This is a genomic window from Chromobacterium sp. IRSSSOUMB001, from assembly GCF_023507765.1.
GTDB classification, from domain to species: domain Bacteria; phylum Pseudomonadota; class Gammaproteobacteria; order Burkholderiales; family Chromobacteriaceae; genus Chromobacterium; species Chromobacterium haemolyticum.
In genome coordinates, this window is the sequence record NZ_JALCYU010000010.1 from 43194 (window position 1) to 59698 (window position 16505).

The 16505-nt window shown below is 63.0% G+C and carries 13 protein-coding genes; 3 read left to right on the top strand and 10 right to left on the bottom strand.

Annotated features, from left to right (window positions below; translation table 11 throughout):
• Nucleotides 1-12: 12 nt before the first annotated feature.
• A complete protein-coding gene (locus tag MOV80_RS14405; RefSeq protein WP_118267549.1) occupies nt 13-2211 on the top strand; it encodes a phospholipase C, phosphocholine-specific in 2199 nt (732 codons plus the stop codon).
• A gap of 62 nt (nt 2212-2273) precedes the next feature.
• Here MOV80_RS14405 and MOV80_RS14410 read toward each other — a convergent pair whose 3' ends face one another.
• Complete coding sequence (locus tag MOV80_RS14410; RefSeq protein WP_081576339.1) at nt 2274-3794, bottom strand: aldehyde dehydrogenase family protein; 1521 nt, start codon at nt 3792-3794, stop codon at nt 2274-2276.
• A gap of 374 nt (nt 3795-4168) precedes the next feature.
• Here MOV80_RS14410 and MOV80_RS14415 point away from each other — a divergent pair, with 374 nt between their 5' ends.
• Complete coding sequence (locus tag MOV80_RS14415; protein ID WP_249605245.1) at nt 4169-5980, top strand: sigma-54-dependent Fis family transcriptional regulator; 1812 nt, start codon at nt 4169-4171, stop codon at nt 5978-5980.
• Between the two features lie 88 nt (nt 5981-6068).
• On the opposite strand, the gene MOV80_RS14420 is transcribed toward MOV80_RS14415, so the two are convergent.
• The 8 genes from MOV80_RS14420 to MOV80_RS14455 form a co-directional block, all read right to left on the bottom strand.
• Nucleotides 6069-7844, bottom strand: a complete 1776-nt coding sequence (locus MOV80_RS14420; protein WP_107731881.1) for a ricin-type beta-trefoil lectin domain protein — start codon at nt 7842-7844, stop codon at nt 6069-6071.
• Between the two features lie 117 nt (nt 7845-7961).
• A complete protein-coding gene (gene nagA / locus MOV80_RS14425; RefSeq protein ID WP_039754152.1) occupies nt 7962-9119 on the bottom strand; it encodes an N-acetylglucosamine-6-phosphate deacetylase in 1158 nt (385 codons plus the stop codon).
• Between the two features lie 28 nt (nt 9120-9147).
• A complete protein-coding gene (agaF, locus tag MOV80_RS14430) occupies nt 9148-9600 on the bottom strand; it encodes a PTS galactosamine/N-acetylgalactosamine transporter subunit IIA (RefSeq protein WP_019100768.1) in 453 nt (150 codons plus the stop codon).
• A 247-nt stretch (nt 9601-9847) separates the two neighbouring features.
• Nucleotides 9848-10723: a PTS N-acetylgalactosamine transporter subunit IID gene (agaE, locus tag MOV80_RS14435; RefSeq protein WP_039754129.1), complete on the bottom strand. Its 876-nt coding sequence runs from the start codon at nt 10721-10723 to the stop codon at nt 9848-9850.
• Nucleotides 10713-11495 carry a PTS N-acetylgalactosamine transporter subunit IIC gene (agaW, locus tag MOV80_RS14440; RefSeq protein WP_233423356.1) on the bottom strand — a complete coding sequence of 261 codons (783 nt, stop codon included), beginning with the start codon at nt 11493-11495 and terminating at the stop codon, nt 10713-10715. Before agaW ends, agaE begins: the two co-directional genes overlap by 11 nt.
• Nucleotides 11492-11989: a PTS N-acetylgalactosamine transporter subunit IIB gene (gene agaV / locus MOV80_RS14445; RefSeq protein ID WP_043593137.1), complete on the bottom strand. Its 498-nt coding sequence runs from the start codon at nt 11987-11989 to the stop codon at nt 11492-11494. Before agaV ends, agaW begins: the two co-directional genes overlap by 4 nt.
• Before the next feature lie 8 nt (nt 11990-11997).
• A complete protein-coding gene (locus MOV80_RS14450; RefSeq protein ID WP_118267553.1) occupies nt 11998-13158 on the bottom strand; it encodes an SIS domain-containing protein in 1161 nt (386 codons plus the stop codon).
• A complete protein-coding gene (locus tag MOV80_RS14455) occupies nt 13155-14450 on the bottom strand; it encodes a D-tagatose-bisphosphate aldolase, class II, non-catalytic subunit (RefSeq protein WP_043593141.1) in 1296 nt (431 codons plus the stop codon). Before MOV80_RS14455 ends, MOV80_RS14450 begins: the two co-directional genes overlap by 4 nt.
• A gap of 271 nt (nt 14451-14721) precedes the next feature.
• Between MOV80_RS14455 and MOV80_RS14460 the strand changes: the two genes are divergently transcribed.
• Nucleotides 14722-15522, top strand: a complete 801-nt coding sequence (locus MOV80_RS14460) for a DeoR family transcriptional regulator (RefSeq protein ID WP_118267556.1) — start codon at nt 14722-14724, stop codon at nt 15520-15522.
• A gap of 40 nt (nt 15523-15562) precedes the next feature.
• Here the strand turns inward: MOV80_RS14460 and MOV80_RS14465 are convergent, their stop codons facing one another.
• Complete coding sequence (locus tag MOV80_RS14465) at nt 15563-16417, bottom strand: alpha/beta fold hydrolase (RefSeq protein ID WP_118267559.1); 855 nt, start codon at nt 16415-16417, stop codon at nt 15563-15565.
• Between the last annotated feature and the right edge of the window lie 88 nt (nt 16418-16505).

The window sequence follows — 16505 nt, forward strand, 5'->3', positions numbered from 1 at the left end:
TACGAGCCCGCCATGACCGACACCCCCGTTTCCACTTCCCGCCGCCAGTTCATCAAGCGCGGCAGCGCGTTGGCCGCCAGCTCCCTGACGCTGTCCTTGTTGCCGGCCTCCATCCAGCGTGCGCTGGCCATTCCCGCCAACAACCGCACCGGCACGCTTCAGGATGTCGAGCACATCGTGATCCTGACTCAGGAGAATCGCGCCTTCGACCACTACTTCGGCAGCCTGGCCGGGGTGCGGGGCTTTGGCGACCGCTTCCCGCTGCCGCTGGCCGACAGCGCCTTGCTCAAGCGCAAGACCGTCTGGTATCAGACCAACCAGGGAAACAGCGCCACCCCGCCGCGCGTGGTGGCGCCGTTCCATCTCAACACCGCGCAGACTTTCGCCTATATGCGGGTGGAGGGCACGCCGCATGTGTGGTCGGACGCGCAATACGCTTGGGGCAAGGGGGCGATGAACGCTTGGCCCACCTATAAGCAGAACCACTCCATGGGGTATTTCAAGGAGGCGGACCTGCCGTTCCAGTACGCGCTGGCCAACGCCTTCACCCTGTGCGACGCCTATCACTGCGCCTTCCAGGGCGGCACCAATCCCAATCGCGTGTTCCTGTGGTGCGGCGGCAACGACCCGCTGCAACAGGGCAAGGGTCCGGTGATCGCGAACGCCTACGATTCTGTCGATTACAACCCCAAGGGCGGCTATACCTTCACCACCTACGCCGAGCGGCTGGAAGCGGCCGGGGTGAGCTGGAAGATCTATCAGGACATGGCCGATAACTTCACCGACAACCCGGTGGCCGGCTTCCGCAGCTTCCGCGCCGCTTACTTCGGCGAGGCCGGCGCCAAGCCCGCGCTCAAGAGCAAGGGCTTGTCCACCTGGACGCTGGAGGATCTGCGCCAGGACGTGCTGGCCAACCGCCTGCCGCAAGTGTGCTACATCGTCGCCACCGCCGACGGCTCGGAACATCCGGGGCCGTCCAGCCCCGCGCAGGGCGCCGATTACACCGCCCGCGTGCTGGACGCGCTGACCGCCAATCCGGAGGTGTGGAGCAAGACGGTGTTCTTGGTCAACTTCGACGAGAACGACGGCTTCTTCGACCACGTGCCGCCGCCTGCCGCGCCCAGCTATCTAAGCTGGGATCCGGATCCGGCCAAGGCGGTGCTGGCCGGCGGCTCCACCGTGGCCACCGAAGGCGAATACCACCATCTGCGCAGCAGCGAAACCAGCAACGAGCGCGCGGACCTGATCCATGTGCCCTACGGGCCGGGGCCGCGGGTGCCGATGTATGTGATCTCGCCGTGGAGCCGCGGCGGCTGGGTTAATTCCCAGGTGTTCGACCATACCTCGGTGATCCGCTTCATCGAGCAGCGCTTCGGCGTCAAGGAACCCAATATCAGCGCCTGGCGACGCGCGGTATGCGGCGATCTGCTGTCCTGTTTCGACTTCGTCAACCCCAACGCGGAACTGCCCAAACTCCCGGCTACCGCCGCGCTGGCGGCGCGGGCGCGAGCCTTGCCCGGCCGCACCAAGCCCAGCGCGCCGGCGCTGCCGGAGCTGCCGGTCCAGGCCAGCGGCCTGCGCCGCTCGCGCGCCTTGCCCTACGAATTGCACGCCAGCGCGCGCGTGGACGGCAACGCCGGCACGGTGGAATTGATCTTCGCCAATAGCGGCCAGGCAACGGCGGTGTTCCATGTCTACGACCGCCGTCATCTGGACGCACCGCCGCGCCGCTACGCGGTGGAGGCCGGCAAGCAGCTGTCCGGGTTATGGAGGGTGAATTACGACGCTAATCTTTATGACCTGTGGGTGCTGGGGCCCAACGGCTTCCATCGCCATTTCACCGGCGACGCCGGCCAACTGGGCCGTGTAAGCAAGGCGCAGCCGGAAATCCAGGTCTGCTACGATCCGGCCGCGGGCGACGTTTACTTGAAGCTGCACAATAGCGGCCGCGAGAACTGCGAGTTCCGGGTGCGCGCCAACGCTTATGCCAAGACCGACGCGCAGCGCGTTGTCGTGGGGCCGCAAGGCGAAGCGGTGCTGAACTGGACCTTGAAGGATAGCTACGGCTGGTATGACGTTAGCGTCAGCGCGCCGATCTTCCCTGGCTTCAGCCGCCGTTTTGCCGGACGGGTGGAAACCGGACGCGACGGCTACAGCGACCCGGCGATGGGCGGGGCGGCAGTGGGCGATCAGTGGACGCCGCCGGCTTGAACGGATGGCGCGAATGAAAAAGGCGGGGCTGATCGGCCCCGCCTTTTTCATTGATGGAAGGGTTAGAAGAAACCCAGCGGCTTGCCGTCGAAGCTCACCAGCAGGTTCTTGGTCTGCTGGTAATGGTCCAGCGCGCGTTTGTGGGTTTCTCGGCCGATGCCGGACTTCTTGTAACCGCCGAAGGCCGCGTGGGCCGGGTAGAGGTGATAGCAGTTGGTCCACACCCGGCCGGCCTTGATCGCGCGGCCAACGCGGTAGGCGCGGTTGATGTCATGGGTCCACACGCCGGCGCCCAGGCCGAACTCGGTGTCGTTGGCGATGGCGATGGCTTCGGCTTCGTCCTTGAAGGTCGTGATGCTGACCACCGGGCCGAAGATCTCTTCCTGGAATACCCGCATCTTGTTATTGCCCTTCAGCAGGGTGGGCTGGATGTAATAACCTTGCGCCAGCCCGCCTTCCAGCGGCTCCAACTTGCCGCCGCTCAGCACCTCGGCGCCTTCCTGGCGCGCGATGTCCAGGTAGGACAGGATTTTATCGAATTGCTGTTGCGAAGCCTGGGCGCCCACCATGGTATCGGTGTCCAGCGGGTCCCCGCGCTTGATCGCCGCTACCTTCTTCATCACCTCGGCCATGAAAGCCGGGTAGATGGATTCCTGCACCAGCGCGCGCGACGGGCAGGTGCAGACTTCGCCCTGGTTGAAGAAAGCCAGCACCAGGCCCTCGGCGGCTTTCTCGATGAAGGACGGCTCCGCCTGCATGATGTCTTCGAAGAAGATATTGGGCGATTTGCCGCCCAGCTCCACGGTGGACGGAATGATGTTCTCCGCCGCGCATTGCAGAATGTGGCGGCCCACCGGGGTGGAACCGGTGAAGGCGATTTTGGCGATGCGTTTGCTGGTGGCCAGCGCCTGGCCGGCCTCCTTGCCGAAGCCATGCACCACGTTGATTACGCCCGGCGGCAGGAGGTCGCCTATCACCTCCATCAGCACGGCAATGCCCAACGGGGTTTGTTCCGCCGGCTTCAGCACCACGCAGTTGCCGGCGGCCAGCGCCGGCGCCAGTTTCCACGCGGCCATCAAAATGGGGAAGTTCCACGGGATGATCTGGCCCACCACGCCCAAGGGTTCGTGGATGTGGTAGGCCATGGTGTTGTGGTCTATCTCCGCCGCCGTGCCTTCCTGGGCGCGGATGCAGCCGGCGAAGTAGCGGAAGTGGTCGGCCGCCAGCGGGATATCCGCGTTCAGCGTTTCGCGCACCGGCTTGCCGTTGTCCCAAGTTTCTGTGACGGCCAGCACTTCCAGATTGGCCTCGATGCGGTCCGCAATTTGCAGCAATAGATAGGAACGCTGTTGTGCCGAGGTCTGGCCCCAGGCATCGGCGGCGGCGTGGGCTGCGTCCAGCGCCTTGTCGATGTCGGCGGCGTCGGAACGCGGAAACTCGGCGATGGGCTGACCGTTGACCGGCGAGGTGGTGGTGAAATGCTGACCGTTGACCGGAGGCGTGAACTCGCCGCCGATATAGTTGCCGTAGCGAGGCTTGAAGGCGATCAGCGCGCCGGGCGTGCCGGGGTGAGCGTAACGCATGGTGTTTCTCCTGTTATGAATAAGCCGGTTGCCGCGCGGCGGCGGCAGTGGCTCAGCAGAAAGCGTGCCAGTGGTGGAGGTTTGGCGTGCGTGTTGCAGTGCAAAACACAGTATGCCCAGCATATGCGACTATTCCGCCCATCACACGTTGCGGCGCGGCATGGCACGGCAAGCGCCAGGCGGGCCACCTGTCCCATTGGACGCGGCGCAAGCTGTTGCAAAACGCTACAGTGTCGCGCTTGATGCGACATGGGTGCCGGCGTGCCGCATGTTAAGGTGACGCGTGGGTTCATCCGCCGTCGCAACCGTCTTCGTTCCGTCTCGCGGCACTTGCGAGACCTTGCGCCGGCTTTCATGACCGGAGGGAGTTCACCATGGATCATCCCATCGCTTTGCCCGTGGAACGGGCACGCCGCAGCTTCTTTCAGCAAGGACTGGCGCCGGCGGGGCTCAGGGGCGAAATCGCCCAGTCTTGGCAGCGTTGCCGACAACAAGCCTTGCCGCCGCAGGCCGCGCGGCAAGAGGACGGCCTGGAGGGCGCGGCGCTGAACGCGCTGCGCGAGGCCAACGGGCTGCTGCTGCGGCTGGCTCAGCCCGAGCTGGACGGGCTGGGGGAGCAAGTCATCGACCGCCGCGGCATCGTGCTGCTCAGCGATGCCGACGGCGTGATTCTCAACGCCGCCGGCTGCCCCGGCTTTTTGCCCAAGGCGGAACAGGTGGCCTTGTTGCCCGGCATGGCCTGGGGCGAGCGGGACCGAGGCACCAACGCCATCGGCACCGCTCTGGCCTTGGGCGCGGCGGTGCAGGTGAACGGCGGGGAACACTATCTGGCCAGCAATGGTGGGATTTCCTGCTCGGCCGCGCCCATTTTCGCGCCCAACGGCCGCCTGGCCGGCGCGCTGAACATCAGCAGCGACGCGCGCGCCCATGACGCGCACGCGCTGGGCCTGGTGAGGCTGGCCGCGCGCCAGATTGAACACCGCTGGCTGGCCCGATCGGCCTCCGAGCATTGGCTGGTGCGCTTCCATTTGAACCACGCTTTGCTGGGGTCGCCGCGCGAAGGCGTGCTGGTTTTCGCCGATGAGGTGCTGGTGGAAGCCAACAGCTGCGCGCTGGCCTGGCTGGGCCTGGTTTGGGCGGACCTGGGCCGGGTGCGCTTCGGCCAGCTGTTCGACGGCGAGCTGGAACCGGCCGACGGCTTGCGGACGCGGCTTAGCCGGCGCGGCCAGCATTTTCATCTGCGTATCACGCCTCCGGCGCGCAAGGCCTTGGCCGAATGTCAAACGCCCAAGACCGAGGCGGCGGCGCGGCCCTCTGCCGAGTTGCAGCGCGCCGTCAAAGTGCTGAACGCCGACATCCCGGTATTGCTGCTGGGCGAAACCGGTGTGGGCAAGGAGGTGTTCGCTCGCGCTTTGCACGCCGCCAGCCGGCGCGGCCGCGGCCCCTTCGTCGCCGTCAACTGCGCGGCGATCCCCGAGGCGCTGATCGAATCGGAGCTGTTTGGCTACGAGGAGGGCGCCTTCACCGGCGCGAGGCGCAAGGGCATGGCGGGCAAGCTGCGCGAAGCCAGCGGCGGCGTGTTGTTCCTGGATGAGGTGGGGGATATGCCGGCGGCGATGCAGGCGCGCTTGCTGCGCGCCTTGCAGCAGCGCGAAGTCACGCCCTTGGGGGGAGGTCAAACGCATGCGGTGGACTTCGCGCTGATTTGCGCCACCCATCGCGACCTGGCGGCGATGACGGCGTCCGGCGAGTTCCGCGCCGATCTGTTCTACCGCTTGCAGGACTACCCGGTACGGCTGCCGCCCTTGCGCGAGCGCGACGACCTGCCGCGCCTGATCGACGAGATGTGGGACGAACTGGGCGCGGAACAACGCGGCGTGCGCTTGGGCGGGCCGCTGCGCGCGGCTTTGCAGGCCTGCAGCTGGCCGGGAAACGCGCGCCAGCTGTACAGCGCCTTGCGCACCATGCTGGCCCTGGCCGACGATGGGGTGGTGCTGGGGGAAGAGGACCTGCCGTCCGGCTGCCGGGTCGATGCCCCCCGAGCTTGCCCTACGTTGACGGTGGGCCGCGACGAGTTGATCGAGCGGGCGCTGGCGCGTTGCCAGGGCAATGTCAGCCGCGCGGCGGCGGAGCTGGGTGTGGCGCGCAGCACAGTGTACCGTCGGCGCAAGCAGACGCCGAGATAGAACGGGCGTGGCCTGCCAAGGCAGGCCAGCCAGGTTTTTCAGCGGTTTCGCTTTTTTCGCTCTTGCTTACGAGACGTTGAGCGGGTGCTTACAGCTTGGCGCCGTGAGGCGCGGACCAGATCTGGTTGACTTGCGGGGCCGTCTCCGCCGCGCAGCGATACATATTGACGCGGGAGCCGGCTATGGCGACCGTGCCTCGGAAAACACCCAGACAACCTTGGCTGTTTTTCAGATTGCCGGTCAAGGTGTAGGTGAAGGCTTGCTTCCGGTCGTTTGGATTGCAGGCGTCCAGCTTCGCCCATTGCGAGTGGCTTGAGTTAACCGGCCCATTATTGGCGGACAGACAAAGATTGGAATCCAAGAGCCTGATCCTGCCATTGGCCTGGCGCTGCCATTGTTGTTTGGCTGAGTTAGAGCAGTTGTCGATGATAATGCTCGCGCCGGGCTTGGCCGAGCCCTCCACCGATAAGCACTTGGCGGCCACGTCAAAGCTGGGCTGAACCGTCTGAATCTGGCCGGTGGGGGTCAGCGTGCCGCCGCCTACGATTCTGAGCATCATATTGTCGTGGGGAGCGATCCGCATCGTCACGGCCTTCACCGAGGACTGGCTTGCCCCGGTCCACAGGTGGTGCACGGTGTAAGCGCCGTTGGCCGCGGGTGCCAGGCCCAGTGTCGCGAGTTTCAGCGTATAGGTTTGCTCGCTAGCGTTCTTGTTCAAGACCAGGGCGGCCAGGCTGCCGTCCTTCAAGGGTTTGACGACGACGTCGAAGCCGGCGTTGGTGGCGGGGTTGTCGCGCAGGACGCGGTAACCGCCGGCGCCCAGGGGGTCCTGGTTGACCGCGATCACGCGCTTATTGCTCAAGATGGCGAGCGAATCCTTGAGGTGCGCGGTTTGAGGGTTGACCATTTTGCGGACGTCCGCGCTGATGAACAGAGGCGCGCCCATGATGGACCACAGGCCCATTTGGCTTCTTTCTTCGCTGGTGGACAGGCCGTTATCGCCCAGCATGAGTTGGTCTGCGTCGTTCCAACTGCCAGGGCCGACATAGCGCGACAAGGCGATGGTGCTGTCGTAGCTTTGATAGACGCCGATTTCGTAACCGGCCTCCTTGAAATCCCAAGGGGAAACCGGGGGCGCCGTATCATGCGTGATCTTGATGTCCGGTCCCACCCGCCACATCTGGCCAAGTTTTTTGGCCAGCGCGAGCGCGGTGTATTTGGCGGGAGATTGAGGGTATTGACCCGCCGGCAAGGAGGGGTCGAACACAATGGGGCGACTGACGTTTTTCAGCGCCGCCTGCATCTGCTTATCCAGTGTTTCCGTTGAAACGCCGCCTTCAGCGCCGCAGTTGTCCAGCTTGAGAAAGTCCACGCCCCAGAACGCATAGGAGTTGGCGTCGGCCTGTTGGTGTCCCTGCGCGCCGGCCTTTTCCCCTTGGCAGGTTTTGGCGCCGGCGGTGTTGTAGACGCCGCCCAGCAGGCCAAGATTGTGCAGGGTGTTCATATAGTCCGTCAGCTCATAATCAAAGCCAGGTTGTTGAGAGCCGGACCACTTGGGGTTGCCGTGCAGGTAGCCCTGCGAGTTGCGCATCATCCAGCAGTCGTCGACCACAACGGTTTTGTAGCCGGCCGCGCTCAAGCCGGAGTCGTGCAGCGCCCGGCCCTGGTCCTCCATGAAGCGCTGGAAGGAGTAGGCCGCGGGGTTGGAGCCGTCTAGCGGTTTCTGCGGAACGCACTGAAACCTGGCCCAGTTATTGAAGCCCATGGGAGGCAGCGGCGCCAAGAGCTGCGCTTGAGCGGCCAGGCTGCACCAGGGCAGCGCCAGAATGGGCAGCAGGCTGCAACGGGAGAGTATGCTGGACATGTCGATTCCTTTATTGGCTTGCGATAGTCAAGAACCTGGGTGTTGAAACGGAAGGTCAAGCAACGACAACATGCGGCCCCGCATCCTTCTTGTTTTTCTATCCGCGCATTTCGCGGTTCACGCTGAAACCGGGGCGGATATCTTGCCTCTCACTTGGCGGCCCCGAACCCATAGCGCCTGCAGTTGCATCCGGGCGTCCAGCGCCAGCACATTGGCGCGTTTGCCTATCGTCAGGGATCCCAACTCATGGTCAATGCCCAATAGCCGTGCAGGGTGCAGGGAAGCCATTTCGATAGCGGAGGCCAAGTCCGCGCCGGCCAGCTCCACCATATTGCGCACCGCATCCAGCAGCCCCAGAGTGCTGCCGGCCAGGCTGCCGCTGGCTGTCCGCACAATGCCTCCCCGCATTTCCACCATGCTGCCGGCCAGTTCGTACGCTCCGTCCGGCATGCCGGCTGCGCGCATCGCGTCCGTGATCAGCAGCAGGCGCTCGCCGGCGCAGCAGCGGCATAATCGCAAAACGGCGGGGTGAACATGGTGGCCGTCGGCGATCAGCTCCAGCCAGGCCTTGGGATGAGCCAAACCCGCGCCGGCCATGCCCGGCGCGCGATGGTGCAGGCCGCTCATGCCGTTGAAACAGTGCACGAGGCCGGACGCGCCGGCGTCCAGCGCGGCTTGGGTTGTGGCGTAGTCCGCGCCGGAGTGCCCCAGCATGACCCGCACGTTCAAGGCGTTCAGGTAATGGATGGCGGCGATGGCGTGCGGCTTCTCCGGCGCCAGCGCCACTACCTTGAGCGAACCGGCCGCGCAATCGTTCAGGCGGGAAAGCTCCGCGATGTCCAATTCGCGAAACCAGCGCTCTTCATGCGCTCCTTTGTGGCGGGGGGTAAAGTAGGGGCCTTCCAGATAGCTGCCCAGGATTTCCGCCCCGGGCGGCGTTTCATGGCGGACGTCCGCGATCAAGGCCAGCACTTGTTCCAATTCGGGCAGCGGGGCGGTGACGGTGGTGGCCAAAAATGCGCCCACGCCTTCATCGGCCTTGGCCGCCGACAATGCGCGCAGCGAAGAGGCGCGGCAATCCATCACGTCCACGCCTCGCCCGCCATGCACATGAGTGTCTATCAGGGCGGGAACCAGCCATTCGGCGTCGTACCGCTCGTGAGCGGACGGAAGGGGCTCTATCGCGGTAATGACACCGTTTTCATGAGCGAGAAGCTGATGCTCCCGCCAGCCCTGCTCGGTCAATAAGCGGCGTGCGCGGATGAGGTTGATCATATTGGTCTCCGGCAGGCGCGGGCGCGGTTCAGATGCCGGCGCCGGGGGCGCCATCCAGCCAACGCGGCTTGCTCGGTTTCCGCAGTTCATCGGCAAGGCTGGTCAAACCGCGGCGGCCGCAGTCCAGCGCTTGCTGGCGAAAGGTCTCCAGGTTTTCGCCGTTACGTTCCCCCAGCATTTCCACCGCCAGTTGCAAATTGACTCCCGTCAACACTTCCACTTTCATATGGCTGTTTTGCACCGCCAGCGTGGAGGCGATGCGGAACGGCGTGCCTCCGAGAAGGTCGGTGAAGAACACCACGCTTTGCAAATGATCCAGTAAAGCGAGCGCGTCGCGGCATTGCTGCTCCAACAGCGCGATGGACGAGGTGGAGGGGAAGTCGATGGCGATGCAGTTGTGCTGTTCGCCCAGTATTTGTTCGGCGGCGCTGAGCAGGCCGCTGGCGAAGCGGCCATGACCACAGAAAATGACGTTCAACATAGATATGCTCCGGTTGTAAGAACCTGTTTACGATCTGCTGCGCTGCGGCGATACCGCGTTGAAAACCGTTTCGAAATGCTCATGTACCGCGTGTACATTCCGCTTTCTCAGCCGTTTTCGCCTTGTCTCGCTCTTGCTCGCGAGATCGTAAACACGTTCTAAGGGCCAAGGCCCAGTGGTTGATGCTTTTGTCGTGCAGAGGCGACAAGGACGGGCGTGGTGGTCGCCGATACGAGGCAAGTCATCCTTACAGAAAGCCGCCAAAGGTGCCGGCCACGCCCAAGGCCAGGGTGATGACGATGAGCCGCAAAGGACTCCAGCCGCGGCGCACCAGCATATACATCGCCAGGGTGTAGGCCAGAGGCAGACAGGCGGGCATCAGCTTGTCGATCACGTCGGTCTGCAACTTGACCACCGCGTCGCCGGCGGTAATTTTCAAGGGGGTGGAGAGGCGCACGTAAGTGGCGACCAAGGCGCCGATCACGGTTATGCCGACAACGGAGGCGGCGTGAGCGGCCTTGAGCGTGTTGGCTTTGATCAAGGGAATCGCCGCGATGCCCATCCGGTACGCGTAGTGAGCCAGAGAGAAGCGCAGTCCGAAGTGCACGGTGTTGAACAAGGCGAAGAAAAGCACGGCGCCAAGCGCTGAGCCTTGCAAGGCGAGATCGGCGCCGATGCCTCCGCAGATAGGCAACAAGGTCAGCCAGAACATCGCATCGCCGATGCCTCCCAGCGGGGCGCCCAGCGCGATCTTGGCGCTTTGGATGCTGTTGACGTTCTGTTTGGAGCGCTCCATCGCCAGGACGATGCCCATCACGAAGGTGACCAGGAAGGGGTGGGTATTGAAGAAGCCCATATGCCCCTTCATCGCGCGCGCCAAGTCTCTTGGGTGGGTATGGATTTTGCGAAGCGCCGGAATCAGACCGTACAGCCATCCTGCGCCCTGCATCCGCTCGTAGTTGAAAGACGCCTGCAACAGCAAGGAGCGCCAGGCGAAGCGATTAATGTCTTGCCGCGTCAATTCCGCGCCAAGGCGCTGGTCTTCGTAGCGGTCGTCATCCATGTCCGCGGCACGGGATTCCGCCTGCTGCGGCAAGGGTTGGGTCAAAGTGTTAGATGCCATCTTCCGCTGCCTCCTGAGGCGCGCGCGGCGGCGTTTGACCGCCTCCTTTGCGCATGATGTCTATCATCGCCATGGCCAGCGCGGCGGTGGCGATGGCCAATACCGGCATCTTGAGCCAGGCCGCGGCAACGAAGCCGAGGATGAAGTAGGGGATATAAACGTTTTTCATCATGATTTTGAGCAAGACGGCAAAGCCGATGGCGGGCATGATGCCGCCAGCGACGCCAAGGCCGTCGATCAGACGCTTGGGCAGCATGTCGATCATCGTTTTGCTGTGCTCGGCTCCAAAGTAGATGGGCAGAAAGGCGCAGAGAAAATAAAAAGAACCCAAGGCCAGCAAGGCCAGATAATTCACCCGTTCAATGCCTTTGTAGTCGCCGGCGGCTGCCATGCTGTCGCAGCGCGACATCACGCCGGACATCACGGAAAACAGAAAGGTGATGCCCATCTGCACCGCCACGGCGAACGGCACCGCCACGCCAACCGCCACCTCGGGTTTGACTCCGGTGGTGATGGCGAAAGTGGCGCCGACAATGGTGCCGATGATGACGTTGGGCGGCTGCGCACCGGCCAGCGGGGCAAGCCCCATCCACACCAGTTCCAGCGTGCCGCCCACCAGAATGCCGGTGCGCGCGTCGCCCAGAATCAGGCCAACCAAGGGTCCCAGCACCACGGGCCGGTGAAAATGGGTAAGGCCGTTGAACAGGTCCAGCCCGGCGGCAAAGGCCAGCAGGCCCAAGGCCAGCCCCTGTAACAGACTGATCTCCATCATGACTCTCCTTCTTCTTGGTCTTGCAACAAGGGGTAAACGTCCTGTTCCGGTTCGGTGGGTACGCCTTGGATAAAGCATTTCACGCCCTTTTCGCGCAGCGCCCGGAAGTCGCGCACGTCCTGTTCGTCTACCGATACGGTTTTGTGGATCTGACGCTTGCCGTTGGCGTAATGCATATTGCCGACATTGATGCGTTTGATCGGCACGCCGCCTTCGATCAATTGCAGAAAGTGCCCCGGAGTCTTGCAGACGATGAGGATTTTTTGCCGGTCCGCGGCCAGGTGGATCTGGTCGATTACTTTTTGCAGCGGCCAAAACCGGATGGCGATGCCCTCGGCCAACACCATCTCCATCAGGTTTTGCTGGAGGGTGTCCGCGGCAACCTCATCATTGGCCACCATGACCAGGTTGGCGCCGGCGAAACCCACCCACTGCACGCCCACCTGTCCATGCACCAGACGTTCATCGATGCGACTCAATACGATATTCGGCATTTCGCCTCCTAAGCCTCGGAATAGGGGTAAATGGTGACGCCCTGCACCACGCGGTTGACATGCCCGTCGGGAGACGGCGAGTCCGGAGAAATGCCCAGCAGCATGGAGGCTTGAAAAGCCATGTACTGCAAATACGGCAGATAGCAAAAAGCCAGGCTCATATCGTCGCCTTCTTTTCCTGGCGGCAGATACAGCCGGTCGCCGGCGTCAATGATGGAGTCGCGGCGATCGGCCAGCGCTACGACTTGTTCCGCTCGCGCGTCTCGGCGCAGCTCTTGCAGCAGGTCCAATTCGTAACGGCGCACATGCGCTTGGTTGGAAATGAGCTGTATCACCACCGTCCGCTCGTCAATGACGGACTTAGGCCCATGGCGAAAGCCAATGGCGGAATCGAACAAGGCCACGATGCGGCCCGCGCTTAACTCCAACATCTTGAGCGCCCCTTCGCGCGCGATGCCCTTGAGTTCGTTGCTGCCGAGATACACCACGCGCTTCGGAGGGGGCACCGCCCAGCCCGCCAGTTGCCGCGGCAATGCGTCCATCAGATGCCGACCGCGCTGAAGCATGCCCAGGCATTCGACGGGATTGAAGCGTCGCGGCAACAGGATGGCCAGACAAGCAAGCAACATGCAGCTAAGGCTGCTGGTCATGGCGAAGCCGCGATCGTTGCTGTCCGGCGGCATCAGCGCGCTTAGCGCGCGGGGGTTCTCGCGGCTGCGGCGATAGAGTTCGCCATGTTCGCTGCAGGTCAGCACCAAGTGGCGGCAGGAGGGTTGCAAGCTGTCTGCCAACTCTATGGCCGCCAGGCTTTCCGGGCTGTTTCCGGAGCGGGCGAAGGAGACGAGCAAGGTAGGACGCTTGGCGTTGAAATAGCTGACGGGCGAGGTCACAATGTCGGTGGTGGCAATGGACTCCACCTGCCTGCCGAGCCAGCGGCTGAGATAGGGCGCGAGCGCTTCGCCGATGAAGGCGGAACTGCCTGCCCCAGTCAAAATGATGCGCAAATTGGGGTGGGCGAGCAGCGGCGCAAGAAAGACGTTGATGGATGGTCGTTCGGCTTCGACGATGTCCAGCGTATCGGCCCAAGCAAGCGGCTGCTGGTCGATCTCTTGGGCGGTGGCCAGCCCTCCCGCCTTCACCAGGCCTTCACGGCTATGTCCCAGAATCATGGCTGTTTCTCCGTCTCCGCGCGGCAGGCCGCCGCGTAGGGGCGCAGCACCTCTTGGATGCAATCGATGACCAAGGCCTTGGGTTTAGCCTCCAGCGTGCCGGCGCGCACGCGCTGATACTGGGCGGGCAGATACTGGCTGAGCAAGGTTTCTGGCAGGGTTACGGCGGAGAGGTTGTTGAGCAGCGTCTGACAACTGGCCTCCACCGCCGGGATGGGCCAGTAATAACGAATGCGGTCCGAATAGCTGAAACTGCGTGCCAGCCGGCATTCCGTCTGGCTGCCGTGATAATGGCTTTGCCAGAAGGCGGGGCGCTCCAGCATTGATTGCTCCAGCACCTTGCGTAAATGGGAGCGTTCCTTTTCCGGCAGCAATTCGTTTTCGATGCCGGCAAGCGCGTATAAAGCCTCGCGCAACGCGAAAGTGAGAGCCGGGCCAACCTTGAGGATGGCGAAATGGTCTCGCACCAACTGACGGTAGGCCGCAGGAGTTTGGTAATCAGTGGAATGGGCTTCGTAAACCAGGCCCGGATGCTCCTCTATCATGCGGCTGAGCGCGGCGGCGGCGGCGGGCTGGTAATTGGCCACGCTGATGTGATCGAACTCTACGCCGGGCTGCACCACCAGCGCGATCACGCGCGGCCAGGCATCGCTCAGGCCGGCGGCGGCAAAGGCCTCGCGGTGCGCGAGAAGAGTGCGTTCGGCGGCTTCCGGCCGCGTAACCGTAAGCTCATCCAGATGTTCCTGCGCGCCGCCGGGCGTAGGTACCTCGGTGCCCACCACATATAAAAGCTCGCTGCGGCCATACAGGTGGCGGCCAACTTCTTCCGCTACGCGGGCGAGGTCCGCCGCGCGCGCGGCGACTAGCGCGTCGTCCAGCGGGAGCTCGTCATCGGCGCAGGCCATGCTGCAATCGAGATGCAGTTTTTGGAAGCCGGCGGCCACGTAGGCAGCGATCAAATCGCGGGCATGTTCCATCGCCTCAGCGGCGGGCAGGCTTTGCCAGCGATTGGGGCCAAGGTGGTCGCCTCCCAAAATCAGCTTGTCGGCGGGAAAGCCGTAGTGTTGCGCTAGTTGGGTCAGGTGTTCGCTGAAACCATGGGGCCTCATGCCGGTATAGCCGCCAAACTGATCCACCTGATTGGACGTGGCTTCCACTAGCAGGGGAGTCTGATTTTCGCGTGCCTGTATCAGTGCGGCTTCCAGCACAAGGGGGTGGGCGGAGCACACGGAAAAGATGCCGACATGCTCGCCTTGCCTGTGGCGCCGTACTAGCTTTAGCAGGGGGTTCATTAGTTGTCTCACTGGTTGATGGGAACGATTTTTGATTTCGTTTTGTTTCTTCTTGTGGTGTTTTCCATGTTTTTTAAGCTAAACGAAATGCGAGCATGATTTCAATAGCCAAAAGAAGAAAGGAAAAGAAAGATTTTGGTTTGTTGCTTTTTTGCCGAAGTGGGCGGGCGCGGCAGGCTGTGGAATAATGGCGACAGGGCGGCCGGAAGGCGCTGATTTTGAGTCGTGTTAAAAGAAAAGAAACCGAAACTGCGTATAGCGGGAGCGCAAGATGATGGAAAGCAAAAACAGTGTCAGCACCAGCGAGCGCCGCGAGCGCATCATTCAACAATTGAACAAGCACGGCAGCGTGCAGGTTTCCGAACTGGCCGCGCAGTTTCAGGTGTCGTCGGTCACCATTCGCAATGACTTGGCTTTTTTGGAAAAGCAAGGCGTAGCCACCCGATCTTATGGCGGCGCGCTGGTGTTTGACCCAATGTCCGCGCCCAAGGAACGAGCCATTTCAGACAAGAGTCTGCTCAATGCAGGCGTCAAGCTGCGAATCGGGCAACTGGCCGCCACCCTGGTTGCGCCGGGCACGCGCGTCATTCTGGATTCCGGCACCACGACCCAGCAACTCGCCAGTTGCCTGAGTTCGCATCAGGATTTGATCGTAATGACCAATGGGCTGAATATCGCGAATGTCTTGGCGGACGCGCCGGGCGTGGAGCTATTCACGACGGGAGGGCAGCTGCGTCGCACTTCGCTGTCTTTCTACGGCACCCAAGCCGAGCAGTCGCTGCGCGACTATCATTTCGATCTCTTGTTTCTCGGCGTGGACGGGCTGGATCTGGAGCATGGGGTCAGTACGCACTATGAGGCGGAGGCCAGGCTTAATCGCTGCATGTGCGAGGTGGCCGACCGCGTCGTGGTGGTGACCGATTCCAGCAAGTTTCGCCGCACCAGCTTGCACAAGATTCTCGACACTCGCCGGATCGATACTTTGATTACCGATACCGGCATTCCTTCGGACTACCTGTCCGGCCTGCAGCAGGCGGGCGTGAAGGTGATGCAGGTAGAGGCGGGCGTGTAGACGGGAAGACCCGCCCGGTTCGAGGCTGGCAGCGCGGGAGTCAGTTGAACAAGCGTTGGCTCCAGTGTTGAAACGCGTCCAGTACCGGTTGCGGGGATTTGGCCCAGGTAAAGTGGGAGAAAGCGCGCAAGCCGTGATCGGCGGCCTGTAGTTCCCTCTGCGTCACCGTGGCGCGAGTCAACTTGTCGGCCAGAAAATCCGCGCAGCTGCGGGGAACGAAGCGGTCGCCTGACAAGGACAGCAGCAGCACCGGCAGCTCCAGCCGCCGCAGCGCGGCTTCGTAGTCGGCGTCGCTGTTTTCAAGCCGGTAACGGCCGTGCAAGGCTTCCTGCGTCCAGTCACGGATCAGCCGCCCCGGCTGTCGTCCGCCAAAGCCCAGCTTGTCGCCGGGGAAATAGCCCAGGCTGCGGTTGAGTTGTTGGATCAGCCGCAGGCCGAAGCCTCGTTTCCAGGCGGACAGTGCGCCGGGCATGGCGCGGAAGTAGTTGGAGCCGCCAGCCAGCAAGGCCACGCCGGCCACCTCCGCCGGATTCTCGCAGGCTTGCAGCAGGGCGAATTGTCCGCCCAGGCTGTGCCCCGCCAGGATCAGGGGCCGGCCAGAGGTCTGTTCGCTCAGTTGTTGACGCAGGTGGGCGACATCAGCCAACACTTCCCGGTAGCCGAAATCCTGGCGCCGCACGTCCCGCACCGAGCTTTGGTGCATGCCACGGATTTCCGCCGCCGCCACGCAATAGCCTCGTGCCGCCCAGGCCGCGCCCAGCGCGCGATAGTAGGACACGTTGACGCCCAACGCCGGCAAGAACAGGATTACGCCTTGCGGAGCTTGTTCCGAAGCGCCGTGCCATTCAACAACAGTGTGTTCGCCGTCTGGTAGCTGGATTCGGCTCGAGTGCATGCCAATGCCTCCAAGGTTGTTCGCGGTGCAGAAGATAAGCTATCAGCCTGATGGGCAATGGCAAGTCGCCATGCTCTGTCCGGTTTGC

Excerpts from the sequence above, each read along its gene's own strand:
- MOV80_RS14405 (WP_118267549.1), top strand. The coding sequence starts at position 13 with ATGACCGACACCCCCGTTTCCACTTCCCGCCGCCAGTTCATCAAGCGC.
- MOV80_RS14410 (WP_081576339.1), bottom strand. The coding sequence starts at position 3,794 with ATGCGTTACGCTCACCCCGGCACGCCCGGCGCGCTGATCGCCTTCAAG.
- MOV80_RS14415 (WP_249605245.1), top strand. The coding sequence starts at position 4,169 with ATGGATCATCCCATCGCTTTGCCCGTGGAACGGGCACGCCGCAGCTTC.
- MOV80_RS14420 (WP_107731881.1), bottom strand. The coding sequence starts at position 7,844 with ATGTCCAGCATACTCTCCCGTTGCAGCCTGCTGCCCATTCTGGCGCTG.
- nagA (WP_039754152.1), bottom strand. The coding sequence starts at position 9,119 with ATGATCAACCTCATCCGCGCACGCCGCTTATTGACCGAGCAGGGCTGG.
- agaF (WP_019100768.1), bottom strand. The coding sequence starts at position 9,600 with ATGTTGAACGTCATTTTCTGTGGTCATGGCCGCTTCGCCAGCGGCCTG.
- agaE (WP_039754129.1), bottom strand. The coding sequence starts at position 10,723 with ATGGCATCTAACACTTTGACCCAACCCTTGCCGCAGCAGGCGGAATCC.
- agaW (WP_233423356.1), bottom strand. The coding sequence starts at position 11,495 with ATGATGGAGATCAGTCTGTTACAGGGGCTGGCCTTGGGCCTGCTGGCC.
- agaV (WP_043593137.1), bottom strand. The coding sequence starts at position 11,989 with ATGCCGAATATCGTATTGAGTCGCATCGATGAACGTCTGGTGCATGGA.
- MOV80_RS14450 (WP_118267553.1), bottom strand. The coding sequence starts at position 13,158 with ATGATTCTGGGACATAGCCGTGAAGGCCTGGTGAAGGCGGGAGGGCTG.
- MOV80_RS14455 (WP_043593141.1), bottom strand. The coding sequence starts at position 14,450 with ATGAACCCCCTGCTAAAGCTAGTACGGCGCCACAGGCAAGGCGAGCAT.
- MOV80_RS14460 (WP_118267556.1), top strand. The coding sequence starts at position 14,722 with ATGATGGAAAGCAAAAACAGTGTCAGCACCAGCGAGCGCCGCGAGCGC.
- MOV80_RS14465 (WP_118267559.1), bottom strand. The coding sequence starts at position 16,417 with ATGCACTCGAGCCGAATCCAGCTACCAGACGGCGAACACACTGTTGTT.